This window comes from Pseudomonas sp. W2Oct36 (assembly GCF_041060465.1).
In the GTDB taxonomy this organism is placed as follows: Bacteria; Pseudomonadota; Gammaproteobacteria; order Pseudomonadales; family Pseudomonadaceae; genus Aquipseudomonas; species Aquipseudomonas graminis_B.
This window is the reverse complement of the sequence record NZ_JAUERW010000002.1, coordinates 465,625-481,290: the sequence shown is the minus strand read 5'-3', so window position 1 is coordinate 481,290 and position 15,666 is coordinate 465,625. Positions and strand designations below refer to the sequence as shown.

The following is a 15,666-nucleotide window of genomic DNA, read 5'->3' as shown; positions in this document are numbered from 1 at the left end:
CCGCTCGCTCTCGCAGCAAGTACAACTCCTGTGGGAGCTTGCTCGCGAAGACTTACTTTCATTCACCAGAAATGCCTGGCCGGGGACAGATTAATTTACGGTGAAGCGTTGTAAATAAATCAGTCCCCTTCCACCAATCCCCCTTCCTCCGCACTTCCACCGCAGTCCTTTTTTACTTGGCTCCCCTCCCCAACACAAAATGTTTCCCCTTTCCTGATGCCCGATATACTTTTCGCCATCGCCGTTGATCGGCTGAAAAGGGATGTCGTCGCGTGCAATGGATTCTTCTGCTGGCCGGTATGGTGGTCGGAGCGCTTCTTGATGGGTCGCTGTTGGGCGGCGCGGTCGGGGCGGTCATTGGCCTGGCGGCGGGCTTGAGCTTCCGGCTGAGTGCATTGACGCGGGAAACCGCCGTGCAGAAAGCCGAACTTGCCAAGACCCGGCAGGACCTCGACGCCGTACAACAACGCCTCAGCCAGCTGGATTCCGCCGCCGCCCAGTTGCCGGATGCACCCGTGTCCGCGCCGTTGAATGTTCAGCCCATCGCAGACGATGGCCCGGAGCTGCTGTGGGATCTACCGGACCTCGAGCCGGCCGCCTCGGACGTTGGCGATTTGGAATGGAGTCGACCTGCACCGGCGCCATCACCCACAACCCCGAGCTACGCGCCCGCTGCTGCATCCGCCTCCCTGCCCGCTTCAACCCAGCCCGCCCCTGCCGAGCAAAGCCTGTTCGACAGCGCCTTCATGCGCGCAAAAAACTGGCTGCTCGGTGGCAACACCGTGCTGCGGGTCGGCGTCGTATTGCTGTTTCTCGGCCTGGCGTTTCTGCTGCGCTACGCCACCGAAGGCATGGTCGTCCCGATCGAAGCCCGTTATGCCGGTGTCGCGGGGGCAGCCTTGGCGCTGCTGGGGTTGGGTTGGGGGCTGCGAAATCGCAATGAATCGTTTGCGCTGATGCTGCAGGGGACGGGCGTCGCGGTGCTGTACCTAACCGTGTTCGCCGCGATGAAAGTTCACACCCTGCTGGCGCCGGGCATGGCATTCAGCCTGCTGGTTGCGGTCACCGTGTTTTCGGCCATTCTCGCCGTCACGCAAAACTCCCTGGCCCTCGCCTGCGTCGCCGCCCTGGGCGGATTTGCCGCGCCGCTGCTGACATCCTCCGGCGACGGCAGTCACGTCGCGCTGTTCAGTTATTTCGCCCTGCTCAACGCCGGCATTGTCGCCATCGGGTGGTTCAAGGCCTGGCGCCCGCTGAACCTGATTGGCTTCATCGGCACGTTCGGCATCGGCTTCGCCTGGGGCATGGACGCGTACACGCCCGAGCTGTTCTGGAGCACGGAACCCTTCCTGATCCTGTTCTTCCTGATGTACCTGGCCATCGGCCTGCTGTTCGCCCGGCGCACGCTGCAAGAACACGCCGCCGGGCCCGACAACGACAGCCGGGAAGCCACCCTGCGCGGGTCCTCGCGTCAGACCCACTACGTCGACGGCAGCCTGTTGTTCGGCACACCCATCGTCGGCTTCGGCCTGCAGTACGCGCTCGTTCAACACATCGAATTCGGCGCTGCGTTGAGCGCACTGGCGCTGGGCTTGCTGTACATGGGCATCGCTCGGTTCCTGGCCGGGCGCGCACCGGGTCGGGCGTTGCTGCTGGTCGAAACGTGCCTGTCGCTGGGCGTTGTCTTCGGAACGCTGGCGATTCCCCTCGGCCTCAGCGCGCAATGGACGACGGTCGCCTGGGCGGTCGAAGGCGCGGCGGTGTTCTGGCTCGGCATGCGTCAGAACCGCTTGCTGGCACGGGGTTTCGGCCTGCTGCTGCAACTGGGCGCGGGAATCGCGTTTCTGGGCGTGGTCGGGCGCTGGTATGTGCCGACGTTCAATCAGGGGGATTTCTGGACCCCCTTGATCATCGCACTCGCTGGTCTGGTCAGCGCGTTCTCCGTGGAGCGCATCGGGACTTTGCGTCTGTCGCTAAGCAAGCGTGTATTGCAACCTGCGTTGCTGATGTGGGGAACGCTTTGGTGGTCCGTAGCGCTGTTCATCATGACTGACTACGTAGCAGGCCCGAACGTGTTCTCGACGTTGCTGGTGCTGGGCGGCGTTAGCGTTGGGCTGTGGACCATGGCAGCCCTGCGCCTGAACTGGACGGGGATCGCACAGCTGACGACGCTGCTGACGCCGATGAGCGCTGTGTTGCTCGTGCTGATGAGCTTCAACGCCTATTACAACCCTGCCGCCGATTGGGGCTGGCTGGGCTGGCTCGCGGTGATTGCGGTTCACCTGTGGTCCTTGAAGAAGCTCGACAAACTGCTGCTCCCGCGCCTGCGTATCGGGGCCCATGTGATCGGCTGCTGGCTGATCATCAGCGTTTTCTCGCTGCAACTTCGTTACGGACTGCTGGTGTTGTCGGAGGCGTATAACGCCTGGCGCTGGCTGGGCTGGGCGTTGCTGCCGAGCCTGTACTTGCTGGCGATGACGGCTTCCCGCACGTGGCTCTGGCCTGTCAGTGCGTATCCGCGTGAGTACCGCGTCTGGGCTGCGGCGCCGCTGGCTGCATTGATGCTCGCCTGGTTCTGGCTGGCGAACGGGTTCAGCGAAGGCGCTGCCGCCCCCCTGCCCTATCTTCCATTGCTGAACCCGCTGGAACTGGGTCTGTTGATCACGCTGACCGGCATCGTCAGCTGGACCCGCCAGCAACTTCCGCAATTGGGCGTCAGCGAGGGGCGTGCTCAGAAAGCGGCGCTGGTCATTGCCGGCGCATCGCTGTTCGCACTGATCACCGCCATGGTGCTGCGCACGGCCCATCACTGGGCCGGCGTGGCCTGGCACCCCGACGCGCTGTTTGAATCGATGCGTGTGCAGGCCGGGCTTTCCATCGTCTGGACGCTGACCGCGCTGGCGCTGATGATCGGCGGCCATCTGCGCGCGCGTCGGGACCTGTGGATTGCCGGCGCCGCACTGATCGGGGTCGTCGTGGCCAAACTGTTCTTCGTCGAGCTGAGCAATCGTGGCGGTCTGGAGCGGATCATTTCCTTTATCGGCGTTGGCGTTCTGTTGCTGGTGGTGGGATATTTCGCCCCCCTGCCGCCCCGGCATCCAGCTCGAAGCGAGGGTCTGACCGACGCCGACGCGGCGGACCGGGCATCGAAATAAAGCGCGTAAGGAGTGTTCAGTTGAGTCGTCAGTTCGTCATCAAGGCCGCCCTGCTTGCCCCGTTGCTGGGCTCGCTGCTGTGCGCGGCCCCGCTCAGCCAGGCGGAGGATCTGCCGGATGATTTCACCACCCACGCGCCGCTGACCGTCAGCGGCGAAGGGCCCTGGTATCGGCTGGAATTGCCCCTCGGCGTGCAGTTGAACGCGCGCCAGAGCACTCTCAACGATGTGCGCGTTTTCAACGCAGACGGCCAGGCCCAGCCCTACGCAATCACCCAAAGCCCGCCCCAGCGTGCAGCCGACGCAAGCCCGGTCTCGGTGAAGTGGTTCCCGCTGTACAACAGTGATGCCGCGAAAGACGCCGAGCCGAAAATCCGCGTCGAGCGAACGCCGAACGGCACGCTGGTGGAGGTGCAGCCCCAGGGTGAGATCGAGGCGGGCGAAGAGATCCTGCGCGGCTGGTTGCTCGACACCAGCGCGATCAACGCGCCGCTGGATCAATTGATCCTGGACTGGAGCAGCGAGCGCGACGGCTTTCAGCGGTTCAGCATCGAGGCCAGCGACGACCTCCAGCACTGGCAGCGCTGGGGCGAGGGTCAGGTCGCGAGGCTGTCATTTGCTGAAGAGTTGGTTGAGCAGCGCGTCGTCAGTCTGCCGGGGCGCAGCGCCCGCTATCTGCGTCTGCTGTGGAAATCGCCCCTGTCCGCGCCGACGCTGAACGCCGTGCAACTGATCAGCACGCAGCCCGGCGTGCTGCCGTTGAGCTGGTCGCCGGCCATCAATGGCCGCGTCGAAAAACCTGGCGTGTATGTGTGGCAACTGCCGGTGGCCCTGCCGCTGGAACGCATGCGGATCGACATCGCGCAACCCAACAGCCTCGCGCCTGCCACGCTCTATGGGCGTCGTGACAGCAACGCAGCGTGGGAGTTGATCGACAACGGCCTGCTTTATCGGCTCAGCCAGAACGGTCAGGACGTTGTGCAGGACGAAATGGAGCTGCCCGGCAATGTCGTGCAGCAGCTTAAACTTGAGGTCGATGACCGCGGCGGCGGCCTGGGCAATGACGCGCCGACGCTGAGCTTTGCCGTGCGCGCCACGCAACTGGTCTTCCTCGGTCGCGGCGCGCCGCCTTACAGCTTGGCCGTCGGCAACGCCACGGTGAAAAGTGCGGCGTTGCCACTGGCGACGCTGATTCCCGGTGTCAGCCCGGAGAAGCTGGCAGCACTGGGCAGCGCGTCCATGGCCGCGACACCTGTGGCGCCGGTTGCTCCGGCAGCGCCCGTGGAGGCCAGTGGTCCCGACATGAAGCGCATCGGTCTGTGGGCCGTGCTGATACTCGGGGTGATTTTTCTGGCATGGATGGCGCTTGGCACACTGCGCGGGTCGCGTAGCAAGTAACGCGCAAAACAACGCGCCAAATTATAAGTGTAGGGGTGATGACGCTGAATCGCCCCGGCATCGAAAAAATTGCAGACGATGCCCGCCAATTCGTCACCCTGATCGCGTTACGCTTAACGTACAACCGATGCGACTGGGTACGGCGATCCCTTGTGGGACCGGCTTCAGCCGGGAAGGCGTCGGTCGTCACGCTGCAAGATTTTTGGTGTTCACACTGGCCTCTTCCCGGCTAAAGCCGGTCCCACCAGGATGTAGCCCGTGAACTGAATCACTACCTACCCGGTCTGACAGGCAGTATTAAATTTCCGCTCACGCTAGACTGTGCGCGTTTTTATCCCCCATTTCGGAGCTCTCCATGTCCCGCGTTACCTTGAGTCGTTATCTGATCGAGCAGACCCGCACCAACAACACCCCTGCCGATCTGCGCTTTCTGATTGAAGTCGTGGCGCGTGCGTGCAAGGAGATCAGCCACGCGGTATCCAAAGGCGCCCTGGGCGGCGTGCTTGGCAGCATGGGCACTGAGAACGTGCAGGGTGAAGTGCAGAAGAAACTGGACGTGATGTCCAACGAGATTCTGCTCGAAGCCAACGAATGGGGTGGTCACCTGGCGGGCATGGCGTCCGAAGAAATGGACAACGCCTACCAGATCCCCGGCAAATACCCGAAAGGCGCCTACCTGCTGGTGTTCGACCCACTGGACGGCTCGTCCAACATCGACATCAACGCGCCGGTCGGCACGATCTTCTCGGTGCTGCGTTGCCCGAACGAGTACCTGAGCCAGAACGAAGCGCTGAACGAGAAGGCGTTTCTGCAGCCTGGCACTCAGCAAGTCGCCGCCGGTTACGCCATCTATGGCCCGCAGACCATGCTGGTGCTGACCCTGGGTGACGGCGTCAAAGGCTTCACCCTGGACCGTGAGATGGGCAGCTTTGTCCTCAGCCACGAAGACATCAAGATCCCGGAGTCCACTCAGGAATTCGCGGTCAACATGTCCAATCAGCGTCACTGGGAAGCCCCGGTCAAGCGCTACGTCGAAGAGCTGCTGGCGGGCGAAGACGGCCCGCTGAAAAAGAACTACAACATGCGTTGGGTCGCGGCGATGGTGGGCGACGTCCACCGCATCCTGACCCGTGGCGGTCTGTTCATGTACCCGCGCGATTCCCGCGAGCCTTCCAAGCCGGGCAAGCTGCGCCTGATGTACGAAGCCAACCCGATGTCGTTCCTGGTTGAACAAGCCGGCGGCGCGTCGACCGACGGCCATCAGCGCATCCTCGACATTCAGCCCGAAGGCCTGCACCAGCGTGTTGCTGTGTTCCTGGGTTCGAAAGAAGAAGTGGAACGCGCAACGGCGTATCACAAGGAATAAGGTTCTGAATGGCCGCCTTTGGCGGCCATCACCCTTGTTGGCGGATTTATGTCATTTCGCAGTCTGAATTCCAGATCTCGCAACAGCCATGACCAAAGAACCGCGATAAAACGTTAATGACTGATGTGTAGCAGGCGCTTCGTCAGCTGCGAGACCATATCTCGGCGCACATCAATTATTGCGTGAATAAATACAAGCTCCTGCCTGATCTCATAAATAATGCGGTTTTTACCGGACACAACCTGGCGATATTCATTCAGGTTCAGCATCTCGATTTCTTCAGGGACGGCCCCTGCGTATGGGGCAACGGCCAGCAGCTGCATCGCGTTCTTTAGCTGCATCGAGGTATCTGACCATACTGAGTCAGAGAATCTGGCCAATACATAACTGCGGAGCTCTTTCAAATCCTGCTTTGCGGAGTTGAGAATGACGACCTTCAAACTCATTCCTTGCCAATCCTTTCTAGCTCATCAAAAACATCTTCAACGCTTTCATACTCGCCCTTCTCGATTTCCCTGCTTCCTAACGCCAATATTTTCAGCAGTGCGAAAGTTTCCATTTGCTCTTCGTAGGACTTGACGTCCATCACCACAAGCTTTGCCTCACCATTTTGGGTGATCAGCATAGGCTCCCTGCTTTCTGAGATGTTTTTTACGATTTCTGCAGTGTGACTTTTCAAATAACTGATCGGTTTGACTTGCGATGAAAATTTCATCTGTCCGACTCCCCTGCCAAAAAACTGATTTTAGTCTGAATTTGGTTCATACCGTGAGGCTGTTTGTCTGGTGGGGGGCACGCCCGATGGATAAATCTATGCCCCTCGGAACCAGTCCTCGCCTTTTCTCTTCTAAACTTGCGGCATCACGTCGGCGCTGTGCGGCTATCGCCGGGCGCTGCGTCGCTGCCTCCCCCATTGGATTCAGGAGTTTCATCTCATGTCTTTGCGCACTCTCGCGGTGTTGTCGTTCTGCGTTCTGCTGGCGGCCTGCAGCAAGGTCACCCAGGAAAACTACTCGAAAATCTCCGCTGGCATGTCGAAGGCGCAGGTCGAGCAGTTGCTCGGCAGCCCGACGGAATGCTCCGGCGCGCTGGGCATGTCCAGCTGCACGTGGGGCGATGCGAAGACGTTCATCAGCGTCCAGTACGCCGCCGACAAGGTCGTACTGTTCTCAGCGCAGGGGCTTGAATGAATATTCGTCAGGCACTGAAGCTCGGCGCCGTGGCGATAGCGGCAGTTTGGCTGGCTGGCTGTGCGGTCAAGCCTGAAAGCGAATCCATGGCGCCTAAGACGGTTGATCATGTCGATCTCAAGCGCTATCAAGGCACCTGGTACGAGGTGGCGCGGCTGCCGATGTTCTTTCAGCGCAACTGCGCGCAGTCCGAAGCGCACTACACGCTGAAGGCTGACGGGAACATTGCCGTCACCAACCGTTGCCGCACCCTCGAGGGCAAGTGGGAGCAGGCAACCGGGACCGCTTCACCGCAGATTCAGGGCAAGACCGACAAGCTGTGGGTCGTATTCGATAACTGGTTCTCGAACCTCTTCCCGGGCGTGGCGAAGGGCGATTACTGGGTGCTGTACGTGAGCCCCGACTACACAGTGGCGCTGGTGGGCAGCCCGAGCCGCAAGTTCCTGTGGCTGCTGTCGCGCACGCCTCACGTGCCGGATGGGGTGCGCAACGACCTGCTGATGAAAGCGCAGCAACAGGGTTACGACACCACCAAGCTGATCTGGCGGGTAGCGGATTCGAAAGTAGGCGCGGCTGCGGACTGACTCAGCCCAGCAACTCCCGCAACACCTGAGCGAACGCACGGCTGCTCTGCCCTTCATCGGCATGATGGCCGTCGCGGATCACCCAGCGGCCATTGACCATCACATCCCTGATCTGACGATCACTTCCGGCGAACAACCAGCGATTGAGAATGCCATCACCGGAGGCGGTTGCCAGATAAGGATCGTTGCCGTCGAGCACCAGCCAGTCCGCACGCTTGCCCACTTCCAACGCGCCCACCGGTTGCCCCATCGCCTGCGCACCGCCCACCAGCGCCGCGTCGTACAGCGTACGTCCGACCATCGGCTGATCCGGCCGGTACAGACGATTACGACGCTGATCGCGCAGACGCTGACCGTATTCCAGCCAGCGCAACTCTTCGACCACGCTCAGCGACACATGACTGTCGGAACCAATGCCCCAACGCCCGCCTTGTGCGATGTAATCCACCGCCGGGAATATCCCGTCGCCCAGATTTGCCTCGGTGGTCAGGCACAGCCCCGCGATCGCACGACTTTTCGCCATCAACGCCACTTCGTCCGGCTGGGCATGGGTCGCATGAACCAGGCACCAGCGCCCATCGACCTCGACGTTTTCGTACAGCCATTGCAATGGCCGGCGACCGCTCCAGCTCAGGCAATCGTCGACTTCCTTTTGCTGCTCGGCGATATGGATATGGATCGGGCAATGGCGGTCGCTGGCGGCGGTTACGTCGCTGATCTGCTGCGGCGTCACGGCGCGCAGCGAATGAAAGCACAGCCCCAGCGCCTGGGCGGGTTGCGCGGCGATGACGGGCTTCAGGCGGGACTGCAAATCCAGGTAGCTGTCGGTGCTGTTGATGAACCGGCGCTGCCCCTCGTTCGGCGTCAGGCCGCCAAACCCCGAGTGGCTGTAGAGCACCGGCAGCAAGGTCATACCGATGCCGACCGAACTCGCCGCCTGACTGACCTGCAGCGCCAGCTCGGCGGGGTCGGCGTAGGGCTTGCCGCTGGTGTCCTGATGGACGTAGTGAAACTCCGCGACCGAGGTAAAACCGCCCTTGAGCATCTCGATGTACAGCTGCCGCGCGATCACGCCGAGCTGCCGGGGACTGATCTGCCCGACGAGGCGATACATCAGGTCGCGCCAGGTCCAGAAACTGTCATTGGGATTGCCGGCCACTTCTGCCAGACCGGCCATGGCGCGTTGAAAAGCGTGGGAGTGCAGGTTGGGCATGCCCGGCACGACCGGCCCGTTGAGCCACTCGGCGTCACCACGTTCGGCGTCGGTCTGCACCTGGCTCAGCAGGCCATCGGCACCGACCTCGAAACGTACGTTGCTGGCCCAGCCGGTGGGCAACAACGCGCGTTCGGCAAAGAAAACGGACATGACTCGGCACCCCTTGCGTGAAATTGTCTATACATATACAGACGTTTACATGGCCGGTAAACTGCGCCGCGCTTGTCGGCACACGTGTTAATGGTTAGCGTGGACGCTGTAACCTCTCTCGCCTGAATAACGCCATAACAAGGATTTCTCTGTGCCGACTCCGCCTGCCAATTTGCCGCTGGCTTCCCAGATGGGTGACAGTCCGGCGCCGCTGTACGCCAGGGTGAAGCACATGATCACCCAGCAGATTCAGAACGGCACCTGGCCGCCGCACCACCGCGTGCCGTCCGAGAGCGAACTGGTGACGCAACTGGGCTTCAGCCGCATGACGATCAATCGCGCCCTGCGCGAGATGACCGCCGAAGGGATGTTGGTGCGCATGCAAGGCGTCGGTACGTTCGTCGCCGAGCCCAAGACTCAATCCGCGCTGTTCGAAGTGCATAACATTGCCGATGAGATCGCCGCTCGCGGACATGTCCACACCTGCCAGGTCATCATTCTCACCGAAGAAGCCGCCGGTTCCGAACGCGCGCTGGCGCTCGACATGCGTGAAGGCCAGCGCGTGTTTCACTCGCTGATCGTGCATTTCGAAAACGATATTCCCGTGCAAATCGAAGACCGTTTCGTCAACGCCCTCGTCGCGCCGGACTACCTGCAGCAGGACTTCACCCAACAAACGCCCTACGCCTACCTCTCCCAGGTCGCGCCGCTGACCGAAGGCGAGCACGTGGTCGAGGCGATTCTCGCCGAGCCTGACGAGTGTAAATTGCTGCAGATCGAGAAGGGCGAACCGTGCCTGCTGGTGCGTCGGCGCACCTGGTCCGGGCGCCAGCCGGTGACTGCTGCCCGCCTGATTCATCCCGGCTCACGCCACCGCCTGGAAGGACGCTTCAGCAAATGACTCAACTGACTGTTCTGCGCGCTGCGGACTACCCGCGAATGCCCTGGAAAAACGGCGGCGGCAGCACCGAGGAAATCACCCGCGATGCCGGCGAAGGCCTGGAAGGTTTCGGCTGGCGGCTGTCGATTGCCGACATTGCCGAGTCGGGCGGCTTTTCGGTGTTCTTCGGTTATCAGCGCATCATCACCGTGCTGCAAGGTGCAGGCATGACGCTGACTATCGATGGAAAGGACAGCGAGCCACTGCTGCCGTCCGATCCGTTCGCGTTCAGCGGCGACAGCGCGGTGTCGTGCACGCTGCTCGACGGCCCGATCCGCGACTTCAACCTGATCTATTCGCCAGCCCGTTACCGCGCGCGCCTGCAGTGGATCGACGTGATGCAGCCCCAGCGGTTTTTCAGTTCCGCTGACGTGTTCGTGGTGTTCAGCACCGCCGAGCAGATGACCGCCAATATCGGCGAGCACCCCCCGCAAATGCTCGAAAAACATGACTGCTTACAATTGGAGAACGCCCCGGGCGCGCTCGTGGAAGCGGTGCTCTACGCCCCGCGCCCCAGCCGCGTGTGCGTGATCGAGCTGTCGCGCGTCTGAGTCCAGCCGTCCCTGTGTTAGATTGCGTTTTTTTCGCCAGCACAAGGACGACCATGACGATGCTCAACGACAATAAAGAAAGCCCACGAGCCCTCGCCATTCTTGCCAGTTTCCTTGCATCGGAGTCGGCAGGCGGCCTTGTGCTGATGGGCGCCGCCCTCGCCGCGATCATCGTCGCCAACTCCCCCCTCGCCCCCTCGTATTTCGCCGCACTGCACAGTGTCTGGGGCGGGTTGTCGATCGAGCTGTGGATCAACGACGGGCTGATGGCGATCTTCTTTCTGATGGTCGGCCTGGAAATCAAACGCGAAGTATTGGCCGGCGGTCTCGCCAGTTGGGGTCAGCGTGCGCTGCCCGGTTTCGCGGCAGCGGGCGGCATGCTGGTGCCGGCGCTGATCTACATCGGCGTCAACATGGGCAACGCCGAAACCATGAGCGGCTGGGCGATCCCGGCAGCCACTGACATCGCCTTCGCCCTTGGCGTGCTGTCGTTGCTGGGCAAGCGGGTGCCGACCTCGCTGAAGGTGTTTCTGGCCGCGCTGGCGATTCTCGATGACCTGGGCGCCGTCACCATCATCGCGCTGTTCTACAGCACCGGCCTGAACATGCCGATGCTGGGCGCCTCCTTCGCGACGCTGGCCGTGTTGGTGATCATGAACCGCATGGGCGTGCAGCGATTGCTGCCATACCTGCTGCTCGGCCTGTTGTTGTGGTTCTTTGTGCTGCAGTCAGGCGTGCATGCAACGTTGGCGGGTGTAGCCCTGGCGCTGTGCATTCCGCTGGGCACGCGCAAGGAAGAAGCCCGCTCGCCGCTGCTGTTTCTTGAAGAGAAAATGCACTACTGGGTGGCGTTCGCGGTGGTGCCGATTTTTGGATTTGCCAATGCGGGCGTGTCCCTGTCGGGCATTACTCTCGGCAATCTGGTCGACCCGGTGCCGCTGGGTGTGGCGCTGGGGCTGTTTGTCGGCAAGCAGATCGGCGTGTTCCTCGCCGCGGTGCTGGCGATCCGGTCCGGGCTGGCGACGCTGCCGGAAGGCAGCAACTGGCCCCAGCTGTATGGCGTGGCCCTGCTCTGCGGCATCGGGTTCACCATGAGTCTGTTCATCGGCAACCTGGCCTTCCCGGGCGCAGCGCATCTGATCGATGAAGTGAAAGTGGGCGTGTTGCTGGGCTCGATCGCGTCGGCGCTGGCCGGGGTGTGGCTGTTGCGCAGCAAGCTGGCCCAGCACTGATTGAGTCCAGACACAACGGTATCGCGCTGCAGACACTGGCCCTGTGGGAGTGAGCTTGCTCACGAAGATGGCAGTACATCAGCAGGAGATTTTGCGGATGTATCAACCGCTTCGCGAGCAAGCTCGCTCCCACAGGTCAGTGGCTCCGTAAATAACTCTTCTGTTACCCCAGTCATGCACTGAGCTGGGGCGTTCGCACCGAAAAGTAACAATTCCCTTCTTTTCACCTTCCTTGAATCCGTAAGCCTTCGCACGGCTGAAACCTTGGCAAGCGCGCAGCAATGCGGGCCGAAGGGGTTTCTGCACCTGCAAAAGCAACGTTGGCCTCTTGGTTGCATATGCTTGTATGTACAAGTAAGCATGAGTCGATAAAAGCTGTTCCCAGCCGGTTCGGATTACAACGGCAGCACTCATGCAGAACCTTATTCCCACGTTCGTCACGGACTCCCGCGTCCAGGCCGGATCGATCATCGAGGACTGTTAAGTGACTACTGACCACAACACCCCTGCTCAGCAATGGACCAAACGCCGCGATGTGGAAATCCGCGCAGCCCGTGGCACGCAACTGACCGCCAAGAGCTGGATGACCGAGGCGCCGTTGCGGATGTTGATGAACAACCTCGACCCGGAAGTCGCCGAGAACCCGAACGAACTGGTGGTCTACGGCGGTATCGGTCGAGCAGCGCGCAACTGGGAGTGCTACGACAAGATCGTCGAGAGCCTGACGAACCTGAACGACGACGAAACCCTGCTGGTGCAGTCCGGCAAACCGGTCGGCGTGTTCAAGACCCACAGCAACGCGCCCCGCGTGCTGATCGCCAACTCCAACCTGGTGCCGCACTGGGCGAGCTGGGAGCACTTCAACGAACTGGATGCTAAAGGCCTGGCGATGTACGGCCAGATGACCGCCGGCAGCTGGATCTACATCGGTAGCCAAGGCATCGTCCAAGGCACCTACGAAACCTTCGTCGAAGCCGGTCGCCAGCATTACGACGGCAACCTGAAGGGCCGTTGGGTACTGACCGCAGGCCTGGGCGGCATGGGCGGCGCGCAGCCACTCGCGGCAGGGATGGCGGGCGCCTGCTCGCTGAACATCGAATGCCAGCAGAGCCGCATCGATTTCCGCCTGAAAACCCGTTACGTCGACGAGCAAGCCACGGACCTCGACGACGCCCTTGCCCGCATCGCCAAGTACACCGCCGAAGGCAAGGCGATCTCGATCGCCCTGTGCGGCAACGCCGCCGAGATCCTCCCGGAAATGGTCCGCCGTGGCGTGCGCCCGGACATGGTCACCGACCAGACCAGTGCCCACGACCCGCTCAACGGCTACCTGCCCAAAGGCTGGACATGGGAGCAGTACCGCGAGCGCGCCGCCACCGAGCCTGCCGCCGTGGTCAAGGCCGCCAAGCAATCCATGGCCGAGCACGTCGAAGCCATGCTGGCGTTCCAGAAAATGGGCGTGCCGACGTTCGATTACGGCAACAACATCCGTCAGATGGCCAAGGAAGTTGGCGTGACCAACGCGTTCGATTTCCCCGGTTTCGTGCCCGCTTACATTCGTCCGCTGTTCTGCCGTGGCGTCGGTCCGTTCCGCTGGGCCGCGCTGTCGGGCAATCCTGAAGACATCTACAAAACCGACGCCAAAGTCAAAGAGCTGATCCCGGACGATGCGCACCTGCACAACTGGCTGAACATGGCCCGTGAGCGCATCAGCTTCCAGGGTCTGCCGGCACGTATCTGCTGGGTCGGCCTGGGTCAGCGCGCCAAGCTGGGCCTGGCCTTCAACGAAATGGTCCGCAGCGGCGAGCTGTCGGCGCCGGTGGTGATCGGCCGTGATCACCTGGACTCTGGCTCCGTCGCCAGCCCGAACCGCGAGACCGAATCGATGCAGGACGGCTCCGACGCCGTGTCCGACTGGCCGCTGCTCAACGCGCTGCTCAATACCGCGAGCGGCGCGACCTGGGTCTCGCTGCACCACGGCGGCGGCGTCGGCATGGGCTTCTCGCAGCACTCGGGCATGGTCATCGTCTGCGACGGCACCGATGAAGCTGCCGAACGTATCGCCCGCGTCCTGCACAACGACCCGGCCACCGGCGTGATGCGTCATGCCGATGCCGGGTATCAGATTGCGATCGACTGCGCCAAAGAGCAGGGCCTGAACCTGCCGATGATCTGATACTTCAGTGGCCATCGCGCTGAACCCTGTGGGAGCGAGCTTGCTCGCGAATGCTGAATGTCAGACGCAGGTGATGCTGCGGATGTACCGGCCCCTTCGCGAGCAAGCTCGCCCCCACAGATCCGCGTAGAAATGTGCCTGACGACTAGCGCTTCCAGAACTGTTTCGGGGATGTTTGAGATGGCTGTTCCAGATGATCGTGCTGCACCTGCTTCCGTGATCGAGCGGCGTTCGATCGATTACATCCCTGATGCCGAACGACACGGCCGTCTGTTCAGTCAGTTCACCCTCTGGCTGGGCGCCAACCTGCAAATCACAGCGATTGTCACCGGGGCGCTGGCCGTGGTGCTGGGCGGCGATGTGTTCTGGTCGCTGATCGGGCTGTTCATCGGGCAACTCATCGGCGGTGGCGTGATGGCACTCCATGCAGCACAAGGCCCGAAGCTCGGTCTGCCGCAGATGATTTCCAGTCGGGTGCAGTTCGGCGTTTATGGCGCGGTGATTCCGCTGGTGCTGGTGTGCCTGATGTACATCGGTTTTTCCGCCAGCGGCTCGCTGCTCGCGGGCCAGGCGGTGGCACAACTGATCAACGTGCCGGACTGGCAGGGCGTGGTGATCTTCGCGGCGGCCATCGTGGTACTGACCATTCTGGGCTACCGGGTCATCCACCTGATCGGCCGGGTCGCCAGCCTCATTGGCGTGATCGCGTTCGTCTACCTGTTCGCCGCACTGCTGGCGGGCAACGACGTCGGCGCGCTGTTGGGCAATAAGCACTTCTCGCTGAGCAGCTTCCTGCTGGCGATTTCCCTGTCGGCGTCCTGGCAGATCGCCTTTGGCCCTTACGTCGCGGACTACTCGCGCTATCTGCCGCGTAGCACCTCAGCCGGCAAAACATTCTGGGCGGTAGGTCTGGGGTCGGTGATCGGCGCGCAGGCGTCGATGGTGTTCGGCGTGTTCGCGGCGGCGCTGGCCGGTAAAAACTTCGCCCATCACGAGGTCTCGTTCATCGTCGGCCTCGGCGGGACCGGCGCGGTCGCGGCAGCGCTGTATTTCAGCATCGCGTTCGGCAAGGTGACCATCACTACGCTCAACGCCTACGGCAGCTTCATGTCCATCGCCACCATCGTCAGCGGCTTCCGTGGCAATCGGCACATCTCCAGCGCGCTGCGGCTGACGTACATCTTCGCCATGGTCGGGATCGCGACGGCCCTGGCGCTGCTGGGCAAGGACTCGTTCCTCAAGGACTTCTCGGCCTTCATCCTGTTTCTGCTGGCATTCTTCACGCCGTGGAGCGCGATCAATCTGGTGGATTTCTATTGCATCACCAAAGAGCGCTACGACATTCCGGCGCTCTCGGACCCGAACGGTCGCTACGGTCGCTGGAACGGGATGGGCATCGGGATTTACGTGCTGGGCGTGCTGATTCAGATGCCGTTCATCTCCACGCATTTCTACACCGGGCCACTGGTGGCGAGCCTCGATGACACCGACATCTCGTGGATCATCGGCCTCATCGTGCCGGCTGTGCTGTACTACGGGGCGGCGAAGAGGTGGCCGGGCAACGTGGCCGATCGCTTGATCCTGCCGACGGATTCGGGGGCACCTCAGGCAAGTCGCGCCGCTGCCCCTGCGCACGTGGCGGTGAACTGACCGTTCGTCCTGCACGTCTGTTGCAGGAGGCATGCTGGAGAGAGAAGCGGGACGAGGCC

Annotated in this window: 13 protein-coding genes; 10 read left to right on the top strand and 3 right to left on the bottom strand. The window is 61.9% G+C overall.

The window, feature by feature from the left end:
- The first annotated feature begins 272 nt into the window (after window positions 1-272).
- The 3 genes from QWI18_RS04950 to QWI18_RS04940 all read left to right on the top strand — a co-directional run bounded on the left by QWI18_RS04950 (window position 273) and on the right by QWI18_RS04940 (window position 5,918).
- Window positions 273-3,155 (top strand): DUF2339 domain-containing protein, encoded by a 2,883-nt coding sequence (locus QWI18_RS04950; RefSeq protein ID WP_369318321.1) that lies wholly within the window; start codon window positions 273-275, stop codon window positions 3,153-3,155.
- 50 nt (window positions 3,156-3,205) lie between these two features.
- Entirely contained in the window at window positions 3,206-4,552 is a 1,347-nt protein-coding gene (locus tag QWI18_RS04945) for a DUF3999 domain-containing protein (RefSeq protein WP_369318361.1), read from the top strand.
- Between the two features lie 355 nt (window positions 4,553-4,907).
- Window positions 4,908-5,918: a class 1 fructose-bisphosphatase gene (locus QWI18_RS04940; RefSeq protein ID WP_065986681.1), complete on the top strand. Its 1,011-nt coding sequence runs from the start codon at window positions 4,908-4,910 to the stop codon at window positions 5,916-5,918.
- 113 nt (window positions 5,919-6,031) lie between these two features.
- Here the strand turns inward: QWI18_RS04940 and QWI18_RS04935 are convergent, their stop codons facing one another.
- Window positions 6,032-6,364: a type II toxin-antitoxin system RelE/ParE family toxin gene (locus tag QWI18_RS04935; protein ID WP_369318320.1), complete on the bottom strand. Its 333-nt coding sequence runs from the start codon at window positions 6,362-6,364 to the stop codon at window positions 6,032-6,034.
- On the bottom strand, window positions 6,361-6,633 hold the full coding sequence (locus QWI18_RS04930) for a type II toxin-antitoxin system Phd/YefM family antitoxin (protein WP_065986686.1): 273 nt from the start codon (window positions 6,631-6,633) through the stop codon (window positions 6,361-6,363). The genes QWI18_RS04935 and QWI18_RS04930 overlap by 4 nt, the downstream gene beginning before the upstream one ends.
- A gap of 220 nt (window positions 6,634-6,853) precedes the next feature.
- Between QWI18_RS04930 and bamE the strand changes: the two genes are divergently transcribed.
- Both bamE and QWI18_RS04920 read left to right on the top strand, forming a co-directional pair.
- On the top strand, window positions 6,854-7,108 hold the full coding sequence (bamE, locus tag QWI18_RS04925) for an outer membrane protein assembly factor BamE (RefSeq protein ID WP_369318319.1): 255 nt from the start codon (window positions 6,854-6,856) through the stop codon (window positions 7,106-7,108).
- The gene (locus QWI18_RS04920) at window positions 7,105-7,692 is read left to right on the top strand and encodes a lipocalin family protein (RefSeq protein ID WP_369318318.1); all 588 of its coding nucleotides are present in this window, start codon (window positions 7,105-7,107) and stop codon (window positions 7,690-7,692) included. Before bamE ends, QWI18_RS04920 begins: the two co-directional genes overlap by 4 nt.
- 1 nt (window position 7,693) lies before the next feature.
- On the opposite strand, the gene QWI18_RS04915 is transcribed toward QWI18_RS04920, so the two are convergent.
- On the bottom strand, window positions 7,694-9,058 hold the full coding sequence (locus tag QWI18_RS04915) for a formimidoylglutamate deiminase (protein WP_369318317.1): 1,365 nt from the start codon (window positions 9,056-9,058) through the stop codon (window positions 7,694-7,696).
- 190 nt (window positions 9,059-9,248) lie between these two features.
- On the opposite strand from QWI18_RS04915, the gene hutC reads away from it, so the two are divergent.
- The 5 genes from hutC (at window position 9,249) to QWI18_RS04890 (ending at window position 15,607) form a co-directional block, all read left to right on the top strand.
- Window positions 9,249-9,959 carry a histidine utilization repressor gene (hutC, locus tag QWI18_RS04910; protein ID WP_167355769.1) on the top strand — a complete coding sequence of 237 codons (711 nt, stop codon included), beginning with the start codon at window positions 9,249-9,251 and terminating at the stop codon, window positions 9,957-9,959.
- Window positions 9,956-10,549, top strand: a complete 594-nt coding sequence (locus tag QWI18_RS04905; RefSeq protein ID WP_369318316.1) for a HutD family protein — start codon at window positions 9,956-9,958, stop codon at window positions 10,547-10,549. Before hutC ends, QWI18_RS04905 begins: the two co-directional genes overlap by 4 nt.
- A gap of 53 nt (window positions 10,550-10,602) precedes the next feature.
- The gene (gene nhaA, locus QWI18_RS04900; protein ID WP_192130872.1) at window positions 10,603-11,781 is read left to right on the top strand and encodes a Na+/H+ antiporter NhaA; all 1,179 of its coding nucleotides are present in this window, start codon (window positions 10,603-10,605) and stop codon (window positions 11,779-11,781) included.
- A 484-nt stretch (window positions 11,782-12,265) separates the two neighbouring features.
- Window positions 12,266-13,957 carry a urocanate hydratase gene (hutU, locus tag QWI18_RS04895; protein ID WP_192130870.1) on the top strand — a complete coding sequence of 564 codons (1,692 nt, stop codon included), beginning with the start codon at window positions 12,266-12,268 and terminating at the stop codon, window positions 13,955-13,957.
- A 180-nt stretch (window positions 13,958-14,137) separates the two neighbouring features.
- A complete protein-coding gene (locus QWI18_RS04890; RefSeq protein ID WP_369318315.1) occupies window positions 14,138-15,607 on the top strand; it encodes a cytosine permease in 1,470 nt (489 codons plus the stop codon).
- Window positions 15,608-15,666 lie beyond the last annotated feature (59 nt).

Bases quoted from the DNA above. Each gene is read 5' to 3' on its own strand.
- QWI18_RS04940 (WP_065986681.1), top strand. From the start codon at position 4,908: ATGTCCCGCGTTACCTTGAGTCGTTATCTGATCGAGCAGACCCGCACC.
- QWI18_RS04935 (WP_369318320.1), bottom strand. From the start codon at position 6,364: ATGAGTTTGAAGGTCGTCATTCTCAACTCCGCAAAGCAGGATTTGAAA.
- QWI18_RS04930 (WP_065986686.1), bottom strand. From the start codon at position 6,633: ATGAAATTTTCATCGCAAGTCAAACCGATCAGTTATTTGAAAAGTCAC.
- bamE (WP_369318319.1), top strand. From the start codon at position 6,854: ATGTCTTTGCGCACTCTCGCGGTGTTGTCGTTCTGCGTTCTGCTGGCG.
- QWI18_RS04920 (WP_369318318.1), top strand. From the start codon at position 7,105: ATGAATATTCGTCAGGCACTGAAGCTCGGCGCCGTGGCGATAGCGGCA.
- QWI18_RS04915 (WP_369318317.1), bottom strand. From the start codon at position 9,058: ATGTCCGTTTTCTTTGCCGAACGCGCGTTGTTGCCCACCGGCTGGGCC.
- hutC (WP_167355769.1), top strand. From the start codon at position 9,249: ATGGGTGACAGTCCGGCGCCGCTGTACGCCAGGGTGAAGCACATGATC.
- QWI18_RS04905 (WP_369318316.1), top strand. From the start codon at position 9,956: ATGACTCAACTGACTGTTCTGCGCGCTGCGGACTACCCGCGAATGCCC.
- nhaA (WP_192130872.1), top strand. From the start codon at position 10,603: ATGACGATGCTCAACGACAATAAAGAAAGCCCACGAGCCCTCGCCATT.
- QWI18_RS04890 (WP_369318315.1), top strand. From the start codon at position 14,138: ATGGCTGTTCCAGATGATCGTGCTGCACCTGCTTCCGTGATCGAGCGG.